Origin of the sequence: Streptomyces sp. NPDC051214, assembly GCF_040682375.1 — a bacterium.
Lineage (GTDB): Bacteria > Actinomycetota > Actinomycetes > Streptomycetales > Streptomycetaceae > Streptomyces.
In genome coordinates this window covers 584,256-600,642 of record NZ_JBFBAT010000002.1, presented here as the reverse complement: position 1 = coordinate 600,642, position 16,387 = coordinate 584,256, and the positions used below count along the sequence as shown (strand labels likewise).

General features: G+C 69.2%; 20 protein-coding genes and 1 pseudogene. 10 read left to right on the top strand and 11 right to left on the bottom strand.

Translation table 11 applies throughout. The features are described from left to right. Window positions 1-39 precede the first annotated feature (39 nt). Together AB0M70_RS07080 and AB0M70_RS07075 are read left to right on the top strand one after the other, a co-directional pair. Window positions 40-1,515, top strand: coding sequence for an MFS transporter (locus AB0M70_RS07080; RefSeq protein WP_365817175.1), 1,476 nt, complete (start codon window positions 40-42; stop codon window positions 1,513-1,515). Continuing rightward, window positions 1,512-1,940 (top strand): protein-tyrosine phosphatase family protein, encoded by a 429-nt coding sequence (locus tag AB0M70_RS07075; RefSeq protein WP_365817172.1) that lies wholly within the window; start codon window positions 1,512-1,514, stop codon window positions 1,938-1,940. The genes AB0M70_RS07080 and AB0M70_RS07075 overlap by 4 nt, the downstream gene beginning before the upstream one ends. 25 nt (window positions 1,941-1,965) lie before the next feature. Here the strand turns inward: AB0M70_RS07075 and AB0M70_RS07070 are convergent, their stop codons facing one another. Both AB0M70_RS07070 and AB0M70_RS07065 read right to left on the bottom strand, forming a co-directional pair. After that, entirely contained in the window at window positions 1,966-2,172 is a 207-nt protein-coding gene (locus tag AB0M70_RS07070) for a hypothetical protein (RefSeq protein WP_363208594.1), read from the bottom strand. Between the two features lie 93 nt (window positions 2,173-2,265). Then, the gene (locus AB0M70_RS07065) at window positions 2,266-3,645 is read right to left on the bottom strand and encodes a glycine--tRNA ligase (RefSeq protein WP_363208595.1); all 1,380 of its coding nucleotides are present in this window, start codon (window positions 3,643-3,645) and stop codon (window positions 2,266-2,268) included. 167 nt (window positions 3,646-3,812) lie between these two features. Between AB0M70_RS07065 and AB0M70_RS07060 the strand changes: the two genes are divergently transcribed. The 4 genes from AB0M70_RS07060 (at window position 3,813) to AB0M70_RS07045 (ending at window position 7,034) form a co-directional block, all read left to right on the top strand. Then, window positions 3,813-4,796, top strand: a complete 984-nt coding sequence (locus AB0M70_RS07060) for a metal ABC transporter substrate-binding protein (protein ID WP_365817169.1) — start codon at window positions 3,813-3,815, stop codon at window positions 4,794-4,796. Window positions 4,797-4,831: 35 nt separating this feature from the next. Continuing rightward, window positions 4,832-5,632: a metal ABC transporter ATP-binding protein gene (locus tag AB0M70_RS07055; protein ID WP_365817166.1), complete on the top strand. Its 801-nt coding sequence runs from the start codon at window positions 4,832-4,834 to the stop codon at window positions 5,630-5,632. Beyond that, complete coding sequence (locus AB0M70_RS07050) at window positions 5,632-6,540, top strand: metal ABC transporter permease (RefSeq protein WP_365817164.1); 909 nt, start codon at window positions 5,632-5,634, stop codon at window positions 6,538-6,540. Before AB0M70_RS07055 ends, AB0M70_RS07050 begins: the two co-directional genes overlap by 1 nt. An 80-nt stretch (window positions 6,541-6,620) precedes the next feature. After that, window positions 6,621-7,034 (top strand): transcriptional repressor, encoded by a 414-nt coding sequence (locus AB0M70_RS07045; protein WP_190081029.1) that lies wholly within the window; start codon window positions 6,621-6,623, stop codon window positions 7,032-7,034. Between the two features lie 77 nt (window positions 7,035-7,111). Here AB0M70_RS07045 and AB0M70_RS07040 read toward each other — a convergent pair whose 3' ends face one another. Next, window positions 7,112-7,933, bottom strand: a complete 822-nt coding sequence (locus tag AB0M70_RS07040) for an isoprenyl transferase (RefSeq protein WP_365817162.1) — start codon at window positions 7,931-7,933, stop codon at window positions 7,112-7,114. Window positions 7,934-7,990: 57 nt separating this feature from the next. After that, the gene (recO, locus tag AB0M70_RS07035; protein ID WP_365817160.1) at window positions 7,991-8,743 is read right to left on the bottom strand and encodes a DNA repair protein RecO; all 753 of its coding nucleotides are present in this window, start codon (window positions 8,741-8,743) and stop codon (window positions 7,991-7,993) included. 155 nt (window positions 8,744-8,898) lie between these two features. On the opposite strand from recO, the gene AB0M70_RS07030 reads away from it, so the two are divergent. Further along, entirely contained in the window at window positions 8,899-9,246 is a 348-nt protein-coding gene (locus AB0M70_RS07030) for a DUF6247 family protein (RefSeq protein ID WP_365817158.1), read from the top strand. A gap of 69 nt (window positions 9,247-9,315) precedes the next feature. Here the strand turns inward: AB0M70_RS07030 and AB0M70_RS07025 are convergent, their stop codons facing one another. The 3 genes from AB0M70_RS07025 to AB0M70_RS07015 are packed head-to-tail and all read right to left on the bottom strand — an operon-like array spanning window position 9,316 to window position 10,392. Further along, window positions 9,316-9,936, bottom strand: coding sequence for a DUF1266 domain-containing protein (locus AB0M70_RS07025; RefSeq protein WP_365817156.1), 621 nt, complete (start codon window positions 9,934-9,936; stop codon window positions 9,316-9,318). 16 nt (window positions 9,937-9,952) lie between these two features. Then, on the bottom strand, window positions 9,953-10,174 hold the full coding sequence (locus tag AB0M70_RS07020; RefSeq protein WP_365817154.1) for a hypothetical protein: 222 nt from the start codon (window positions 10,172-10,174) through the stop codon (window positions 9,953-9,955). Continuing rightward, on the bottom strand, window positions 10,171-10,392 hold the full coding sequence (locus AB0M70_RS07015) for a hypothetical protein (protein ID WP_365817152.1): 222 nt from the start codon (window positions 10,390-10,392) through the stop codon (window positions 10,171-10,173). Before AB0M70_RS07015 ends, AB0M70_RS07020 begins: the two co-directional genes overlap by 4 nt. Window positions 10,393-10,510: 118 nt before the next feature. On the opposite strand from AB0M70_RS07015, the gene AB0M70_RS07010 reads away from it, so the two are divergent. Together AB0M70_RS07010 and AB0M70_RS07005 are read left to right on the top strand one after the other, a co-directional pair. After that, a complete protein-coding gene (locus AB0M70_RS07010) occupies window positions 10,511-11,344 on the top strand; it encodes a helix-turn-helix transcriptional regulator (protein WP_365817150.1) in 834 nt (277 codons plus the stop codon). Continuing rightward, complete coding sequence (locus tag AB0M70_RS07005; RefSeq protein ID WP_365817148.1) at window positions 11,326-11,529, top strand: DUF397 domain-containing protein; 204 nt, start codon at window positions 11,326-11,328, stop codon at window positions 11,527-11,529. Before AB0M70_RS07010 ends, AB0M70_RS07005 begins: the two co-directional genes overlap by 19 nt. A gap of 64 nt (window positions 11,530-11,593) precedes the next feature. Here the strand turns inward: AB0M70_RS07005 and AB0M70_RS07000 are convergent, their stop codons facing one another. Both AB0M70_RS07000 and AB0M70_RS06995 read right to left on the bottom strand, forming a co-directional pair. Then, window positions 11,594-13,069, bottom strand: coding sequence for a membrane-associated oxidoreductase (locus AB0M70_RS07000; RefSeq protein WP_365817146.1), 1,476 nt, complete (start codon window positions 13,067-13,069; stop codon window positions 11,594-11,596). 32 nt (window positions 13,070-13,101) lie between these two features. Further along, a complete protein-coding gene (locus AB0M70_RS06995) occupies window positions 13,102-13,623 on the bottom strand; it encodes a GNAT family N-acetyltransferase (RefSeq protein ID WP_365817144.1) in 522 nt (173 codons plus the stop codon). Window positions 13,624-13,763: 140 nt separating this feature from the next. Here AB0M70_RS06995 and AB0M70_RS06990 point away from each other — a divergent pair, with 140 nt between their 5' ends. Next, window positions 13,764-14,342 (top strand): hypothetical protein, encoded by a 579-nt coding sequence (locus tag AB0M70_RS06990; protein ID WP_365817142.1) that lies wholly within the window; start codon window positions 13,764-13,766, stop codon window positions 14,340-14,342. Between the two features lie 27 nt (window positions 14,343-14,369). Here the strand turns inward: AB0M70_RS06990 and AB0M70_RS06985 are convergent, their stop codons facing one another. Together AB0M70_RS06985 and AB0M70_RS06980 are read right to left on the bottom strand one after the other, a co-directional pair. Then, on the bottom strand, window positions 14,370-14,966 hold the full coding sequence (locus tag AB0M70_RS06985; RefSeq protein ID WP_365817140.1) for a hypothetical protein: 597 nt from the start codon (window positions 14,964-14,966) through the stop codon (window positions 14,370-14,372). Window positions 14,967-15,158: 192 nt separating this feature from the next. Continuing rightward, a pseudogene (locus AB0M70_RS06980) lies at window positions 15,159-16,175 on the bottom strand (beta-galactosidase); the annotation flags it as partial. Window positions 16,176-16,387: the final 212 nt, after the last annotated feature.

Sequence of the window (16,387 nt, the reverse complement as noted above, 5' to 3'; positions counted from 1 at the left end):
CGAGCGCGCCGCCCATCCCCCCGGGATACCGTCGAACTCATGCCCCAGCAAGAGCTCACGCACCGTCGGCGCATGGTTGTTCTCGGGATTTGTTGTATGAGTCTGCTCATCGTCAGTCTCGACAACACCGTTCTGAACGTCGCGCTGCCCTCGATGGCGCGGGAGTTCGGGACCAGCATCTCCGGCATGCAGTGGACCATCGACGCCTACACCCTCGTCCTCGCCGCGCTCCTCATGCTCGCGGGGTCGACGGCGGACCGCGTGGGGCGGCAGAAGATCTTCAAGGTGGGGCTCGTGATCTTCACGGTCGCCTCCGTCGCCTGCTCCCTCGCGCCCAACCTGGAGTCCCTGGTCGCCTTCCGGATGGCCCAGGCGGTCGGCGGGTCCATGCTCAACCCGGTCGCGATGTCGATCATCACCAACACCTTCACCGAGCCACGCGAACGCGCCCGCGCCATCGGCGTCTGGGGCGGCGTCGTCGGCATCTCCATGGCGGCGGGCCCGCTCGTGGGCGGCCTCCTGGTGGACTCCGTCGGCTGGCGCTCCATCTTCTGGATCAACCTGCCGGTCGGCCTCGCGGCCCTCCTCCTCACCATCCGCTACGTCCCCGAGTCCCGCGCCCCCAGGCCGCGCCGCCCCGACCCCGTGGGCCAGCTCCTGGTCATGGTGCTGCTCGGCGCCCTGACGTACGCGATCATCGAGGCGCCGACGGCAGGCTGGACCTCGCCGCTGATCATCGCCTTCGCGGGCGCCGCGCTCCTCGCCCTCGTCGGCCTGCTCGCCTACGAGCCCCGCCGCGCCGACCCCCTCATCGACCTCCGCTTCTTCGGCTCCGCCCCGTTCAGCGGGGCCACCGTCATCGCGGTCAGCGCCTTCGCGGCGCTCGGCGGCTTCCTCTTCCTCTCCACGCTCTACCTCCAGAACGTACGCGGCCTGAACGCCCTGCACGCGGGCGTGTGGATGCTGCCGATGGCCGCGATGACCTTCGTCTGCGCCCCGCTCTCGGGCCGCCTGGTCGGCAGCCGGGGCCCGCGCCTCCCGCTCCTGGTCGCCGGTGTCGCGATGACGTCGTCCGGCGTCCTGTTCGCCGCCTTCGACGCGGAGACCACGAACGCGACGCTCTTCCTCGGCTACGTGCTCTTCGGCCTCGGCTTCGGCTTCGTGAACGCCCCCATCACCAACACCGCCGTCTCCGGGATGCCCCGCTCCCAGGCCGGCGTCGCCGCCGCCGTCGCCTCCACCAGCCGCCAGATCGGCCAGACCCTCGGCGTCGCCGTCATCGGCGCGGTCCTCGCCTCCGGGGTGGGCTCCTCGTCGTACGCCGCCACCTTCACGGAGGCCAGCCGCCCCGCCTGGTGGATCATCGCGGGCTGCGGCCTCGCGGTCCTCCTCCTCGGCGCCCTGACCAGCGGCCCCTGGGCGAGGGAGACCGCCCGGCGCACCGCCGAACGCCTGGAGGCCGCACCCCAAAAGCCGGGCACCGGCACCGACTCCCGCACTACGCTCACGCCGTGACCGCTACTTGGGACCCCACGGCACCGGGCGTACTGCGACTCCCCTCGGGACGGCTCGTCCGCGGCCGCGGCCTGCGCCATCCGCTGCCGGACGGCCCGACGCCCGACTTCGCGCTGTATCTCCTTGGCAAGGAGCCGCCCGCCGTCCCCTGGGAGTCCCGCTGGCTGCGCTGGCCCGACTTCCGCCTGCCCACCGACCGCGCGGCGACTGCCGCCGCCCTGCGCGAGGCCCTGCAGCGGTCGGAGACCGAGCGGGTCGAGGTCGCGTGCGGCGGCGGACAGGGGCGTACGGGAACGGCGTTGGCGTGCCTGGCGGTCCTGGACGGAGTGCCGGGCGGCGAGGCGGTCGCCTACGTACGGGAGCACTACGCGCCACGAGCGGTGGAGACACCGTGGCAGCGGACGTTCGTGCGGCGCTTCAGCTGACCACCGCTGGTCGAGAATCCGAAGGTCACGGCACCGAAGGGTCCACCGTCGCCTGGTGCTCCTCCGCGAGGTGTTCCTCCGCCTTCAGCCACGGCAGGAACTGCACCCGCTTCTTCCAGGCGCACGTGTCACAGCTCAACTGCCGCTGCACACCCGCCTTTCGCACGTGCACCACATGCGCGCGCCCGTGCTGGTCCCATCTGCTGACCTTGCTCGTGGTCATCGAAGGCATGGCGAACAGTGTGCAGCAGAAGGCCCCGGTTCCGTATGCGGAACCGGGGCCTTCCTTCAACCTTCACTCAGCCGACGGCCGAGGGGGCCAGCGTCAGCAGCCCACCAGGCGCGAGGCGAGGTAGCCCTCGATCTGGTCGAGGGAGACGCGCTCCTGCTTCATCGAGTCACGCTCGCGGACCGTGACCGCGTTGTCGTCCAGGGTGTCGAAGTCGACCGTCACGCAGTACGGCGTGCCGATCTCGTCCTGGCGGCGGTAGCGGCGGCCGATGGCGCCCGCGTCGTCGAACTCGATGTTCCAGTTCTGCCGGAGGGCGGTCGCCAGGCCCTTGGCCTTCGGCGACAGCTCCGGGTTGCGGGAAAGCGGGAGCACCGCGACCTTCACCGGGGCGATGCGGTGGTCGAAGCGCATGACCGTCCGCTTCTCCAACTTGCCCTTGGCGTTCGGGGCCTCGTCCTCGATGTAGGAGTCGAGGAGGAAGGCCAGCATGGTGCGGCCGACGCCCGCCGCGGGCTCGATGACGTACGGAGTCCAGCGCTCGCCGGCCTCCTGGTCGAAGTAGGACAGGTCCTGGCCCGACGCCTTGGAGTGCGCGGAGAGGTCGTAGTCCGTGCGGTTGGCGACGCCCTCGAGCTCGCCCCACTCGCTGCCGCCGAACTGGAAGCGGTACTCGATGTCAGCGGTGCGCTTGGAGTAGTGGGAGAGCTTCTCCTTCGGGTGCTCGAACCAGCGCATGTTCTCCTCGCGCAGGCCCAGGCCGGTGTACCAGTTCCAGCGCTGCTCCATCCAGTACTCCTGCCACTTCTCGTCCTCGCCCGGCTTGACGAAGAACTCCATCTCCATCTGCTCGAACTCGCGGGTCCGGAAGATGAAGTTGCCGGGCGTGATCTCGTTGCGGAAGGACTTGCCCATCTGCGCGATGCCGAACGGCGGCTTCTTGCGCGAAGTCTGCTGGACCTGGCCGAAGTTGGTGAAAATGCCCTGCGCGGTCTCGGGACGCAGGTAGGCGACGGAGCCGCTGTCCTGCGTCGGGCCGAGGTGCGTGGAGAGCATGCCGGAGAACTGCTTGGGCTCGGTGAACTGGCCCTTGGTGCCACAGTGCGGGCAGTTGACCTCGGCCAGGCTCTCGGGCGGACGGCCGTGCTTGGCCTCGAACGCCTCTTCAAGGTGGTCGGCGCGGTGACGCTTGTGGCAGGACAGGCACTCGGTCAGCGGGTCGGAGAACGTCGCGACGTGACCCGAGGCCTGCCAGACCTCCGTGGCCAGGATCACCGACGAGTCGATGCCGACTACGTCCTCGCGCGAAGTGACCATGTAGCGCCACCACTGACGCTTGAGGTTCTCCTTGAGCTCGACGCCGAGCGGCCCGTAATCCCAGGCGGCACGCTGGCCGCCGTAGATCTCACTGCACGGGTAAACAAAGCCACGGCGCTTGCTCAGGCTGACGATGCTGTCGATCTTGTCGGCGGCCACGGTGCTCTCTTCATTACGACGGTGGGCGAAGCGAATGACTCAGGTTACCGGCGGCCTTACCCCCCTAATCAAATCGGTTCCGGATGAGAGTCCCCGACGGCCTCCGGCCGGACCCCGCGACGAGCGCTAGTTGACAATCGTTTCCAGATTTGTTGAAAATGAGTGTCATGAACGTACGTCGCCTGATACCCACCGCCGCCCTCGCGTCCGCCACGGTGCTCGGCCTCACGGCCCTGACCGCCTGCTCCTCCTCCAGCGCCGCGGACAAGAACGGCGACGGCAAGCTGAGCGTGACGGCGTCGTTCTACCCCATGCAGTACCTCGCCCAGGAGATCGGCGGCGATCACGTCTCCGTGGACACCCTGACCAAGCCGGGTGTCGAGCCGCACGACCTGGAGCTCAGCCCGAGGCAGACCGCCACCCTCGGTGAATCGGACGTCATCCTCTACCTCAAGGGCATCCAGCCCGCCGTCGACGACGCCATCGGCCAGTCCGGCGTGGAGAACACCGTGGACGCCGCGACCCTCACCAAGCTGGAGAAGCACGGCACGGGCGTCGGTCACGACCACGGCCACGAGGGCGAAGAGCACGCCGAGGAAGAGCACGGCCACGACGAAGAGGGCGAAGCCGGCGCCGACCCGCACGTCTGGCTCGACCCGGTGAAGTACGCCGAGGTCGCCCAGGGTGTCGGCAAGGCGCTGGAGAAGGCCGACCCGGACCACGCGGCGGCGTACAAGAAGAACACGAAGGCCCTGGTCGAGAGGTTGAACGGCCTGAACGCGCAGTTCGAGAGCGGCCTGATGAACACCAAGTCCACGACGTTCATCACCACGCACTCCGCCTTCGGCTACCTCGCCGAGCGCTACGGCCTGGACCAGGAGGGCATCTCCGGCATCGACCCCGAGTCGGACCCGAGCCCCGCCCGCATCAAGGAGCTCCAGGACATCGCCAAGGAGGACAAGGTCTCCACGGTGTTCTTCGAGACCCTCGCCAGCGACAGGACCGCCAAGACCCTCGCGAACGACGCGGGCCTCAAGACGGCCGTCCTGGACCCCCTCGAGGGAATTACGGACAAGTCCAAGGGCGATGACTACATCGAGGTCATGGAGTCGAACCTCGGCGCCCTGGAGAAGGCACTCGGCGCGAAGTGAAAGAACCGCTAGCGGCAGCATCGGAGGCGCACGCCATGGAAGCCACGGCCTCGGCAGAGACCACCCCGCCCGTCATATCCGTGCGGGCGGCCACGGCCACCCTCGGCGCGCGCCCGGTCCTGCGCGGCATCGACCTCACGGTCAGGCGCGGCGAGGTCGTCGCCCTGCTCGGTGCGAACGGCTCCGGCAAGTCCACCGCCGTCCGCTCGGTCATCGGCCAAGTCCCCCTGACCGGCGGCGACATAAACCTCTTCGGCACCCCCCTGAAGCGCTTCAGGCAGTGGGCCCGCATCGGCTACGTACCGCAGCGCACCACGGCCGCGAGCGGTGTTCCCGCGACGATCCGCGAGGTCGTCTCGTCGGGCCGCCTCTCGCGCACGAAGCTCACGAAGCTCGGCTGGACGACCAAGGCGGACCGCGCGGCGGTCGACCGGGCCATCGGGCTCGTCGGCCTCGGCGACCGCGCCAAGGACTCCGTGAGCGCCCTCTCCGGCGGCCAGCACCAGCGCGTGCTCATCGCCCGCGCGCTGGCCTCCGAGCCCGAGCTGCTGATCATGGACGAGCCGATGGCGGGCGTCGACCTGGCGAGCCAGGAGATCCTCGCCCAGACCCTGCGCGAGCAGGTCGCGGCCGGGACGACGGTCCTGCTCGTGCTGCACGAGCTCGGCGCCCTGGAGCCGCTGATCGACCGCGCGATCGTCCTGCGCGACGGCTGCGTGACCCACGACGGTCCGCCGCCCAAGGCCACGGGACAGCACGCGCTGCCCGGCCACGACCACGTACATCCGCACTCGGCCGACGAGTACGAGCCGATCCGGACGGGACTGCTGACCTGATGATGGAAATCTTCCAGACCGAATTCATGCAGCGGGCGCTGATCGCCGCCGTGCTCGTCGGCATCACGGCCCCCGCCATCGGCATCTACCTCGTCCAGCGCCGCCAGGCCCTGATGGGCGACGGCATCGGCCACATCGCCATGACGGGCGTCGGCCTCGGCTTCCTGCTCAACTCCAGCCCCGTCTGGATGGCGACGCTGATCGCCGTCGTCGGCGCGGTGACGATGGAGCTGATCAGGGCGTACGGCAAGACGCGCGGCGACATCGCCCTCGCGATGCTCTTCTACGGCGGCATGGCGGGCGGTGTCCTGCTGATCAACCTCTCGGACACCGGCTCCAACGCGAACCTCTCCTCGTACCTCTTCGGCTCGCTGTCGACGGTCTCGGACTCCGACGTCACGGCGATCTGCCTGCTCGCGGCCTTTGTGGTCCTCGTCACCGTCGGCCTGCGCAAGCAGCTGTTCGCGGTGAGCCAGGACGAGGAGTTCGCGCGGGTCACGGGTCTTCCGGTGCGGGCGCTGAACCTGCTGATCGCGGTCACCGCGGCCGTCACGGTCACCGTGGCGATGCGCGTCGTGGGCCTGCTCCTGGTGAGCGCGCTGATGGTGGTGCCGGTCGCCGCGGCCCAGCAGATCACCCGCTCGTTCAAGGTGACGTTCATCCTGTCGGTGGTCATCGGCACCGCCGTGACACTGTCCGGCACGGTCACCTCGTACTACCAGGACGTGCCGCCCGGGGCGACCATCGTCCTCATGGCGATCGGCGTCTTCGTCGTCCTGACGGCGCTCGCGACCCCGCTGGCCCGGCGCCGGGCACGGACCGTGGCCACCGCGGACGCGACCTGTACGGCGGACGTCGCCAAGGACGTCCCCGGGGCGCGGCGCCCGGCGGACGAGGTCACCGTCTGAGAGCGAGCTGGCACAATGGCCCGACGGGATATGACAGATGTGCGGGCGATCGTGCGAGTTTTTCAGTTGAGGAGGCACCTGTGACAACGGCTGCGGGACCCCCGGTACGAGGCCGATCCACCCGGCAGCGCGCCGCTGTGGCGGCGGCCCTGGGCGAGGTGGACGAGTTCCGCAGTGCGCAGGACCTGCACGACATGCTCAAGCACAAGGGCGATTCGGTGGGCCTGACCACGGTCTACCGCACGCTCCAGTCCCTCGCCGACGCCGGCGAGGTCGACGTGCTCCGCACGGACGAGGGCGAGTCGGTCTACCGCCGCTGCTCGACCGGCGACCACCACCATCACCTGGTCTGCCGGGTGTGCGGCAAGGCGGTCGAGGTCGAGGGCCCTGCGGTCGAGAAGTGGGCCGAGGCCATCGCCTCCGAGCACGGGTATGTGAACGTGGCGCACACGGTCGAGATCTTCGGCACGTGCGCGGAGTGCGCGCAGAAGTAGCCAGAACGCCTTGAACGCCCTGTGGGCCCGCACCGGCTTCGGTGCGGGCCCACAGGGCGTCTGCGGTACGTCCGGCCCTAGCTGTTGGCGATCTCTTCCTCGTTCGGGATCGCCCCGCCGAAGCGGCGGTCGCGCCCGGCGTACTCCAGGCAGGCCCGCCACAGGTCGCGCCGGTCGAAGTCCGGCCACAGCACGTCCTGGAAGACCATCTCGGCGTAACTGGACTGCCAGATGAGGTAGTTGGACGTGCGCTGCTCGCCGCTCGGGCGCAGGAACACGTCCACGTCCGGCATGTCCGGGTAGTACATGTACTTGGCGAAGGTCTTCTCGTTCACCTTCGACGGGTCGAGCTTGCCCGCCGCCACATCGCGCGCGATGGCCTGCGCGGCGTCCGCGATCTCCGCGCGACCGCCGTAGTTCACGCAGAAATACAGGGTCATCGCGTCGTTGTCGACGGTCTGCTCCTGGGCGATCTGGAGCTCCTGGACGACGGACTTCCACATCTTGGGCATGCGTCCCACCCAGCGGATCCGGATGCCGAGCTCGTTCATTTCATCCCGCCGGCGCCGGATGACGTCGCGGTTGAAGTTCATCAGGAAGCGGACCTCGTCGGGCGAGCGCTTCCAGTTCTCGGTGGAGAAGGCGTACAGCGAGAGGTTCTTGACGCCCATCTCCAGGCAGCCCTTGAGCACGTCCAGGACGACGCCCTCGCCGACCTTGTGCCCCTCCGTGCGCGGCAGCCCCCGCTCCTTGGCCCAGCGGCCGTTGCCGTCCATGACGATCGCCACATGCTGCGGCACCAGCTCGCCGGGGATCTTCGGCGGTGTGGCGCCCGAGGGGTGCGGCTCGGGGACCTTGTACTCACGGCGGGACCGTCCGAGGATTCCGCGTCGTGCCATGGGGGGCTCTCTCCTACCTAGCTGATCTCTGTACGTGACGTGCTGCGTGCTACGTGCTTACGTGGTTTTCTCTACGTACCGCAATGAGCGGAGCCCGCGCTCCAAGTGCCAGTGCAGATAGGCGGAAACAAGCCCGCTGCCCTCCCTGACATGCCGTGCCTCGCACGCGTCCGCCGTCTCCCAGTCTCCCGTGAGCAGCGCGCCGAGCAGGCCGAGGGCTTCCATCGAGGGTACGACGCTGCCGGGCACCCGGCAGTCGACGCAGACGGAGCCGCCCGCGGCGACGGAGAAGAACCGGTTCGGGCCCGGCATCCCGCACTTCGCGCAGGAGCTGAAGCTGGGCGCGTACCCGTTCACGGCGAGGGAGCGCAGAAGGAACGCGTCGAGGATGAGATGCGGTTCGTGCTCACCGTTGGCGAGGGTCCGCAGGCCGCCCACGAGCAGCAGATACTGCTGCACGGCGGGCTCGCCCTCATGATCGGTGAACCGCTCGGCGGTCTCCAGCATGGCCGTGCCGGCGGTGTAGCGCGCGTAATCCGTGACGATCCCACCACCGTACGGAGCGATGGTCTCACTCTGCGTGCACAACGGCAGGCCGCGCCCGATGAGTTCGCTGCCGCGCGCGAAGAACTGCACGTCCACATGGGAGAAGGGCTCGAGCCGCGCCCCGAACTTGGACTTCGTGCGCCGCACGCCGCGCGCGACGGCACGGACCCGGCCGTGACTGCGGGTGAGCAGCGTGATGATGCGGTCCGCCTCACCCAGCTTCTGGGTGCGCAGCACGATGCCGTCATCACGGAACAGACTCATGGCCCCATTCTCGCGTACGGCACCGACAGCCGTGGCGGGGGTCGCACCGGCCCCTCCCCGGGCTGCACTCGGCCCCGTATGCCGCCCACCTCCCCCGGTGGACCGGTAGCGTACGAAGCCCCGTCCGCCCACCCCCACCCGCACCGGAGGACTCCGTGAGCGCACAGCCCGACGGCCCGTACGGGCCGCTGATCCCGATGCCTGAGCTGACACCCGACGCGCTGCGGGCCGCGGTGTCCCGCATCGCGCCCAGCCGGGCCCCCGCGCTCACCCAGCACCTTTTCGAGGCGACCACCAACGCCCAGCAAACGCAGAGCCTCGCCCCCCTACGCGCCTTCATCCACTCGTGGGCCGTGTTCATCGCGATCGAACGGCATCCGCAGCGCGCGGCTCGACTGCGCGAGCTGGAGCGGATCGTGGACGCGGGCGAACAGGACCCCACGGCCGTGATCACGGAGATCCGTCAGATCCGGGAAACCGCGGAAGCGGAGGCCGGTCTGTGAGCGACTGGGCTTGGGACTGGAACCCGAGCGAGGAGTTACCGCGCCACGAGTGCGTCTACGTCTGCAACATCACCTGGTACGGCTGACGTCGGGGCGGCTGATCGCTTCCCAGGGAGCGAGGTTCCACGCGCTGGAGCGGTTCGCCGGGTCCAGGAGGTTGCGCAGGTGGGTGTCGGACGCGGCCTGCGGCGCGGGAAAGTCCGCGTCCTGCGTGCCCTGCAGACTGTCCCGCCAGACCTTCCTCCCCAGGAGGTAGTGACCGGCGTACTCCTCCCACGAGGAGTACGTCCCCACCACCGTCGGCACGACGTTCTTGAGCCGGTTCCACGTGTCGGCCTCACTCAGCATCCCGCAGGCGAAGCCGCGCCGTGAGATGTCCACATAGAGCGCGATGTCCCAGGCCAGCGGCGCGACGCCGACAGACCTCTGCGCCATGGCGCGATACCCGGTACTCGCAAGCCCGCTCAGGCGCCCGAGCAACTGCTCGGGCGCGGTGATCTCCCACTGCTCGGCCAGCCACTTCCGCGCCTTGCCGTCGTCGATGCGGGTGAACGGATACAGGGTGGTCCGGGACGCGTCCTTGTCCCGGCTGACCGGCGCGCTCAGCGACACCATCCAGAGCTGGTGCATGGTGAGCGGTCTCGGGTATCTGGACTCGACCTTCGGCTTGCTCCACTTCCATATGGCCATGGCGCCGCACCCTACGTCACGGCACTTCCCCCCGACTCCGGGCATTCGCATAGGCGGTGGCCGCCCTCAGCCGCTCTGACGTCGTGGCGGTCCGCAGCGCGTCCGGCGCACAGTCCCACTCCCGCCCGCCACCGAAGGGCCGCAGCTGGACATAGGGCCCCTCGTGCCCCATGACCCTGCCGACCTGCCCGGTACGGGTGTCCACGGCGTACGCGCCGACGGGGAGATACAGGTTCATGGCGCGACCCCCAGCGCGGCGACCAGGCGGGCCGCCGTCTCGACCCGGCATCCACCCAATTCGATGATCGGGCAAGGCGCCTCCCGGGCCAAAGATGTGGGGTCGATCCGCAATGACGGCAAAGTAATTCCCGCCCGCGCGAGTGCGGTGCGCAATTCCTTCATGGTCTCCTCCGCGTCCTCGACGCATACCGGCGCGTGCGCCTTCTTCTCACCCATCGGGTGGCTCCCCTTTGCCGTCGGATCTCACTCTTCGCATCCCTACGGTGACGGAATCCACCTAGACTCGTCAGGAGTCTGTCTCCTACAACTGCGAGGCAGCGAAAGGCGGTTGGCCATGGCCAATGGTTCACGTCAGGCGGCCTGGGAGTTCTTCGGGGCGGAGCTGAAGAGACGGCGCGAGGTCTCCGGTTTCACCCAGTCGGCACTGGGGATGCAGGTCTTTGTCTCCGGCGGATACATCGGCCAATTCGAACAGGCAATCCGCAAACCGCAGTTGGATGTTGCGCAGCGGCTCGACGAAGTTCTACAAACCGATGGCTTTTTCGAGCGGATGTGGCGCACGCTCATCAAGGACCAGCCGTATTCGGAGTACTTCGCGCACGCGGTGGAGCTGGAACGGCTGGCGACGAAGATCTGCGAGTTCGAACCGGCACTGGTTCCGGGGCTGCTGCAAACACCGGAGTACGCCCGAGCGCTCTTCGTGGCGAGCAATCCGTTGGCCTCCGACGAGTACATCGAGGAGCTGCTCAGGGCGCGCATCAGCCGCGCCCCGCTCCTCAAGGACGCCACAAGACCCGTGTACTGGGCGATCGTGCACGAGACCGCTCTGTGCATTCCCGTCGGTGGCCCCGCCACCATGGTCGGGCAACTGGAGCAGCTCGCGGCGATGGCGCGGGAGCACAAGGTGCTGGTGCAGGTGATCCCGTTCGCCGCCGGGGCGCACTCCAAGATGGGCAAGATGTTCAAGCTCATGGAGTTCGAGGACGCACCGCCAACTGTCTATACAGAGGGGGTGTATTCAGGGACCCTGCTCGACGATCCAGCGGTGGTTAAGCGCGTACAGGCGTCCTACGATCTACTCAGGGCCGTCGCGCTGTCGCCGGAGGCGTCCCTGACCCTCATCGACTCGGTGGCGGAGGACTACAGACAATGCGCGAGTACGACTTGAGCAACGCCCGCTGGCGCAAGAGCACGTACAGCGACGGTGACGGTGACAACTGCGTCGAGGTGGCCGACGGCCTCACCGGCAGCGTCCCCGTCCGCGACAGCAAGGACCCCCAAGGCCCCGCCCTACTGATCCGCGCCGAAGCGTGGTCGGCGTTTGTGGGGAACGTGGGAGGCCGCCCGAGGTGAGCGCCCCGTAGGGGCGCGGGGAACTGCGCGACCAGCCCCCACCGGCCCGCAGCAAAAACGCCCCCTACTGACGACTGATCGCCCTCGTGATGCCCGCGGCAATCGTCGTGGCGAGGGTCCACCCCATGATGACCAGGGCGTACCCGAACCACTGCAACGCCCCCCGCGCGGCATACGCATGCTCCTGGCCGAAGTCGATGATCGGAAGCAGCAGGTCCAACGTGTAGAAGACGGCGCTGAACTCCGGCGCCTCCTTCGGCTTCAACGCCACCGGCTCCCGCACCGCGTACACGACGGAGCCGGCCAGCAGCAGCGAGAGCAGCCAGATCGCGGCGCGCGTAGGCCGGAAGCCGTAGCCGACGGTGAGGTCCTGGAGATACCCCCAGGCCTTGGCGTACCAGGGCAGGGTCGTGCGATGGCGGCGCTGCTTGGCGAGTTGGACCGTACGAGCGGCAGCGTCGTCGCCGACACGGCGGTACGCGGCCGTGAGCTGCTCGTAGGCGAAGGGGACGTAGCCCTCGGTGTCCCGCTCCAGTACCTGAAGCCTTCGCTCGGCGGGTTCGTGCGGGCTGAGCCTGTTGTACGTCAGGCCATCGAGGCGGACCTTGTCCGGCCAGACCTCGGGGGGTACGTGCAGGAGATCGAATTGGCAGCCCCGCAGTGTGACGGTGCCGTCGACCGGCGCGGCTCCGTCCAGCCACAGCGTGCCCCCGGTGATGCTGGCGCGCAGGGCCATGCCGCCCGGGTTGGAGAGGCGGGCGCCCTCCAGGTTGACCTGGCCGGGGATACGCGCACCCGGCAGGTTGAGGCGCCCGTGAGCCGTGAGCCGCATCGCATGCACATCGTCCCCGGCGCTGAGGTTCGCCGCATGCAAGGCTGTGCCGCCCGGGTTGCTGAGCACCGCATCGTTGAGGGTGATGGTCCCGGCGACCACCGCGCCCGCGAGGCGGACCAACCCGTGGGCGGTGAAGCCGTCGTCGGCGTGGAGGTCACCGTCGATGGTGGCGCGGTTGAGCGCGAGGACGGGTTCGTCGAAGGCGTCCGACAGACCGTCCTCGCCCAGCCGCGCCCCGTCGAGGAAGACCGCCCCGGCAATCCGCGCGCCCCCGAGCCGGATGGACCTCCGTACGCGGACACCGGTCATGCGCAGCGAGCCGTCGACCCGTAATCCCGTGCCGTAGAGGTCGGGAAAGACGGACCAGCCCAGATTCAGCTGACGCAACTGCGCCCCGTAGAGGTCCAGTTCCTCGTCGAAGTAGCAGGACCACAGGTGAATCGCCCCGGCGACCTCCGCGTACTCGAGGTCGAGCTTGCCGGTGATGCGAGCGCCGTGCAGCCGCAGGACGGGGGTCTCGCCCTCCTGGCGGGGCCCGTCGATGAGCAGAGCGCGCAGCACCTCGGCCCGTACGGTCCGCTCGGGGCCCCAGTCCGCGCCGGCATCGGCGGGTTCCCTGTGCCGCTCCCGGAAGTCGACGCCTCGCCCCAGCGGAAACGCCTCCCACACCCGCCGCTCGGCCTCGCTCAGATCCCTGATCTCCACCGGCGCGACTCTGACGCGCACCGGATCATGTGTCAACCAGCGGCCAGCGCACGGCGATAGCGCACCTCGGCCCGTCGCCCCTCACCGTCGGCCTCCACCTCACCCACGACCACGAACCCGGCACGCACGAGCACCGCCCGCGACCCGGCGTTGTCCACGTCCGTCGCCGCGCGCAGCGAACGCAGCCCGTACTGGGCAACGGCGAGCCCGCACACCCGCCGTACCGCATCCGTGGCGAGCCCACGCCCCGTCGCGCTCTCGGCGATGCGATACCCGAGCTCGGCCTCACCGTCCGCGACGTCCACAAGATTCACGCGCCCCACCACCACTTCCCGCTCTTCACCCTCACCCTCGCCCTCCCTCTCCACCAGCACGTGGAAGTGGCAGGTCCCCGCGTCCTGTTCGGCCAGCAGGGAGGCGTGCCGCGCGTCGAAGTCGGCGAAGTAGGCGTCGCCACGGTCGGGCACGTGCTGCGCGAAGTAGGCGCGGTTCGCGCGCTCGAAGGCGAGCAGGGCGGGTGCGTGATCGGCGCGCAGGCGCTGGAGTTCGGGCATGGCGGCAACGTAGCCGCGGCCCACCGCTCGCCGCCTCGCCTTTTCGTCCGCGCTGTGGTCCCACGCTGTTGGTCAAGCCCTGTCAGTGGGAGCCGGTAGCGTCCGTCCTCTGTCTGCTGCCCCCACGCCGAGGAGATTCCGTGCCCGACGCCTACTCGCCCATACCCGAGCTGAATCTGCTCAAGGCGTTCCACGACGGGCCGGGGAAGGCGGGCTTCTCCGACGGGTTCGAGATGTATGAGTACGGCAGGCGCGATGCCGGCCTCGTCCAGTGGCTGGACATGACCGACTCCCCGGAGCTGCGGGCCCGCCTCGACCGGCTCGTGCCCTTCGCCCAGGCCACCGGCTCCGGGTCGTTCTACGCGCTGTGGCGCTGCGACGACCGCGCCGATCTGGCGACGCTGCCGGTCGTCCTCTTCGGTGACGAAGGCGATCTCGATGTGGTGGCGTCGGGCCTGCGGGAGCTGTTCCGTCTGCTGGCCATCGACCACGAGTGGTACCTCCCCGAGGAGGAGTGGGACGTCGACGAGGAGCACAGCTCGGGGCACGAGGCGTATCTCGCCTGGCTGGAGGAGCGGTTCGGTCTCACCGCGCCCGAGGCCGCCGACCCCATCATCGAGCGGGCGCGGGACGAGTACGGGCTGCGGTTCATGAACTGGTTCCTCGAGTTCTCGCCCGAGTACGTGGTCGGCGCGCTCCGCGAGAACCTCGGCGTCTAGCCGCGTCCTCCCGCCCCCCTGCTCCCCCTACTTCTCGACCGGCGGGCAGTAGCCGGTGTCCGCGCCGATGCTGTTGATCTCCGCGTTCGGCCGGGAGTCACCGGCGTAGTCGATCTGGTCGGTGCAGCTGACGCCGGGCTTGTTGGGCGTACCCACCGGCTTGTCCCCCTTCTCCGGGGTGGGGCAGGTGCCCGTGTCCGCGCCGATGCTGTTGATCTCCGCGTTCGAGCGCGGGTCACCGGCGTAGTTGATCTGGTCGGTGCAGCTCTTGCCCGCCTTGTCGCCCTTCTCGGGGGTGGGGCAGGTGCCGGTGTCGGCGCCGATGCTGTTGATCTCCGCGTTCGAGCGCGGGTCGCCCGCGTAGTTGATCTGGTCGGTGCAGCTCTTGCCGGACTTGGCCGGCGTACCCGACGCCTTGTTGACGGCGGCGGAGTCGGCACCGGTCTTGCCGGTCGCGGCGGACTCGCCGCTCTTCCCGGCCTCGGACGCGGAAGCGGACGCGGGGGCGGAGGACGACGAGGCGTCGTTTCCGCTGCCCTGGCAGGCGGTGAGCCCGAACGCGGCGACGGTGATGACCATGGCGGCTGCGGCCTTGCGGGCGTGGAGGAGGGTGGTGTGCGACATGGTCTTCCCGTTCTGTGCGGTGTTCGTGCTCGTGAGAACAAGACTGTCCGCCGCCGCTGGTGATCCGTCGCCGTCTCACTAACGCCTCGCTAACGTCGTCGGGGGGGCGCTCACTGCAGCGAAATCCCACGTGAACGCCCCCGCGGGCGGGATTTACCTGCAGTTGCCCCCACGCCGCACCTCCACGCTCGCCCCGCGCGGCTTCCTGCCGTTGCGCTCGCGCCAGTTCACGGCGCCCGGCGCCTGTTCCAGGAGCAGCCACGGCTGGCCGCCCTTCAGGCCGCGCATGACGTCGTACGAGAAGGCCGTGCAGTGGAGGGAGTCCGGGTCGTGCGGGTCCGGGTACGAGTCGTACGACACCACGTCCAGGTGCGGGGCCCAACTGAAGAGGCCCAGGGTCTTCGCCACCGGGACGAAGTTCGTGGTGACGGGGAGGTGCGGGGTGATGCGGGTCAGGACCTCCTTCTCCGCCAGGTAGCACGCGAGGAGCTCGTCCGAGGAGAAGCGCCAGTAGTCGAGCTGCTGGGCCGGGTTGCGGAAGGAGGGGGCCTTGCGCGGGGTGTGGATCTCCGTGCCGTAGCGCTGCGACCAGAAGTCCGTCGATCAGGCCTCGTTGGGTGCCGCCACCGTCCCGTACCGCTCCCGCAGCCACGTGCGGAAGGCCGCCGTCGACACCTCGCAGTGGCAGTGGCGTGAGATGTGGCAGCCGTATTCGTTGCCGATGTGGCAGCCGTATTCGTTGCCGATGTGCCAGAGCGCGAGCGCGGGGTGCTCGCCGTAGCGCGTGGCCAGGCGTTCCGCGAGGCGTACGGCGTGCGTGCGGTAGACGGGGCTCGACGGGCACCAGTGCTGGCGCGAGCCGGGGTGCAGGCGTACGCCGTCCTCCGTCACCGGAAGGGTGTCGGGGTGCAGGCGCGTCAGCCATGGCGGCGGGGACGCCGTCATCGTCGCCAGGCTGACCGCGACGCCCGCCTCCGCGAGGCGGTCCATGTGGCCGTCGAGCCACGTGAAGTCGTACGTGCCCGGGGCCGGTTCCGTCTTCGCCCAGGAGAAGATCCCGAGCGTCACGAGATTGACCCCCGCCTCGCGCATCAATTCCGTGTCCTCGGCGTGGACTTCGGGGCCCCACTGCTCGGGGTTGTAGTCGCCGCCGTACCCGATCGACGACAACCGCGAACGTAATCGCTCGGCGAGGCGCTCCCGGCCCATGCCATCCGACCTTTCGTAGCTCCCCGTCGTCGAAGACCGCGACCGTCACCACATGGCCGTCGAGCCCTTCGACGTACCGCGCCAGCACGTCCGTACCTGACACTTGCCCACTCCCGATCGGCGACACCCTCCCCTTGCTCACCCCCATGCGCTCGGCAACCTGCGTCTGCGCGAGTCCCCCGTCCAGGGCCTTGACCGCCCTCCCGGCCCCT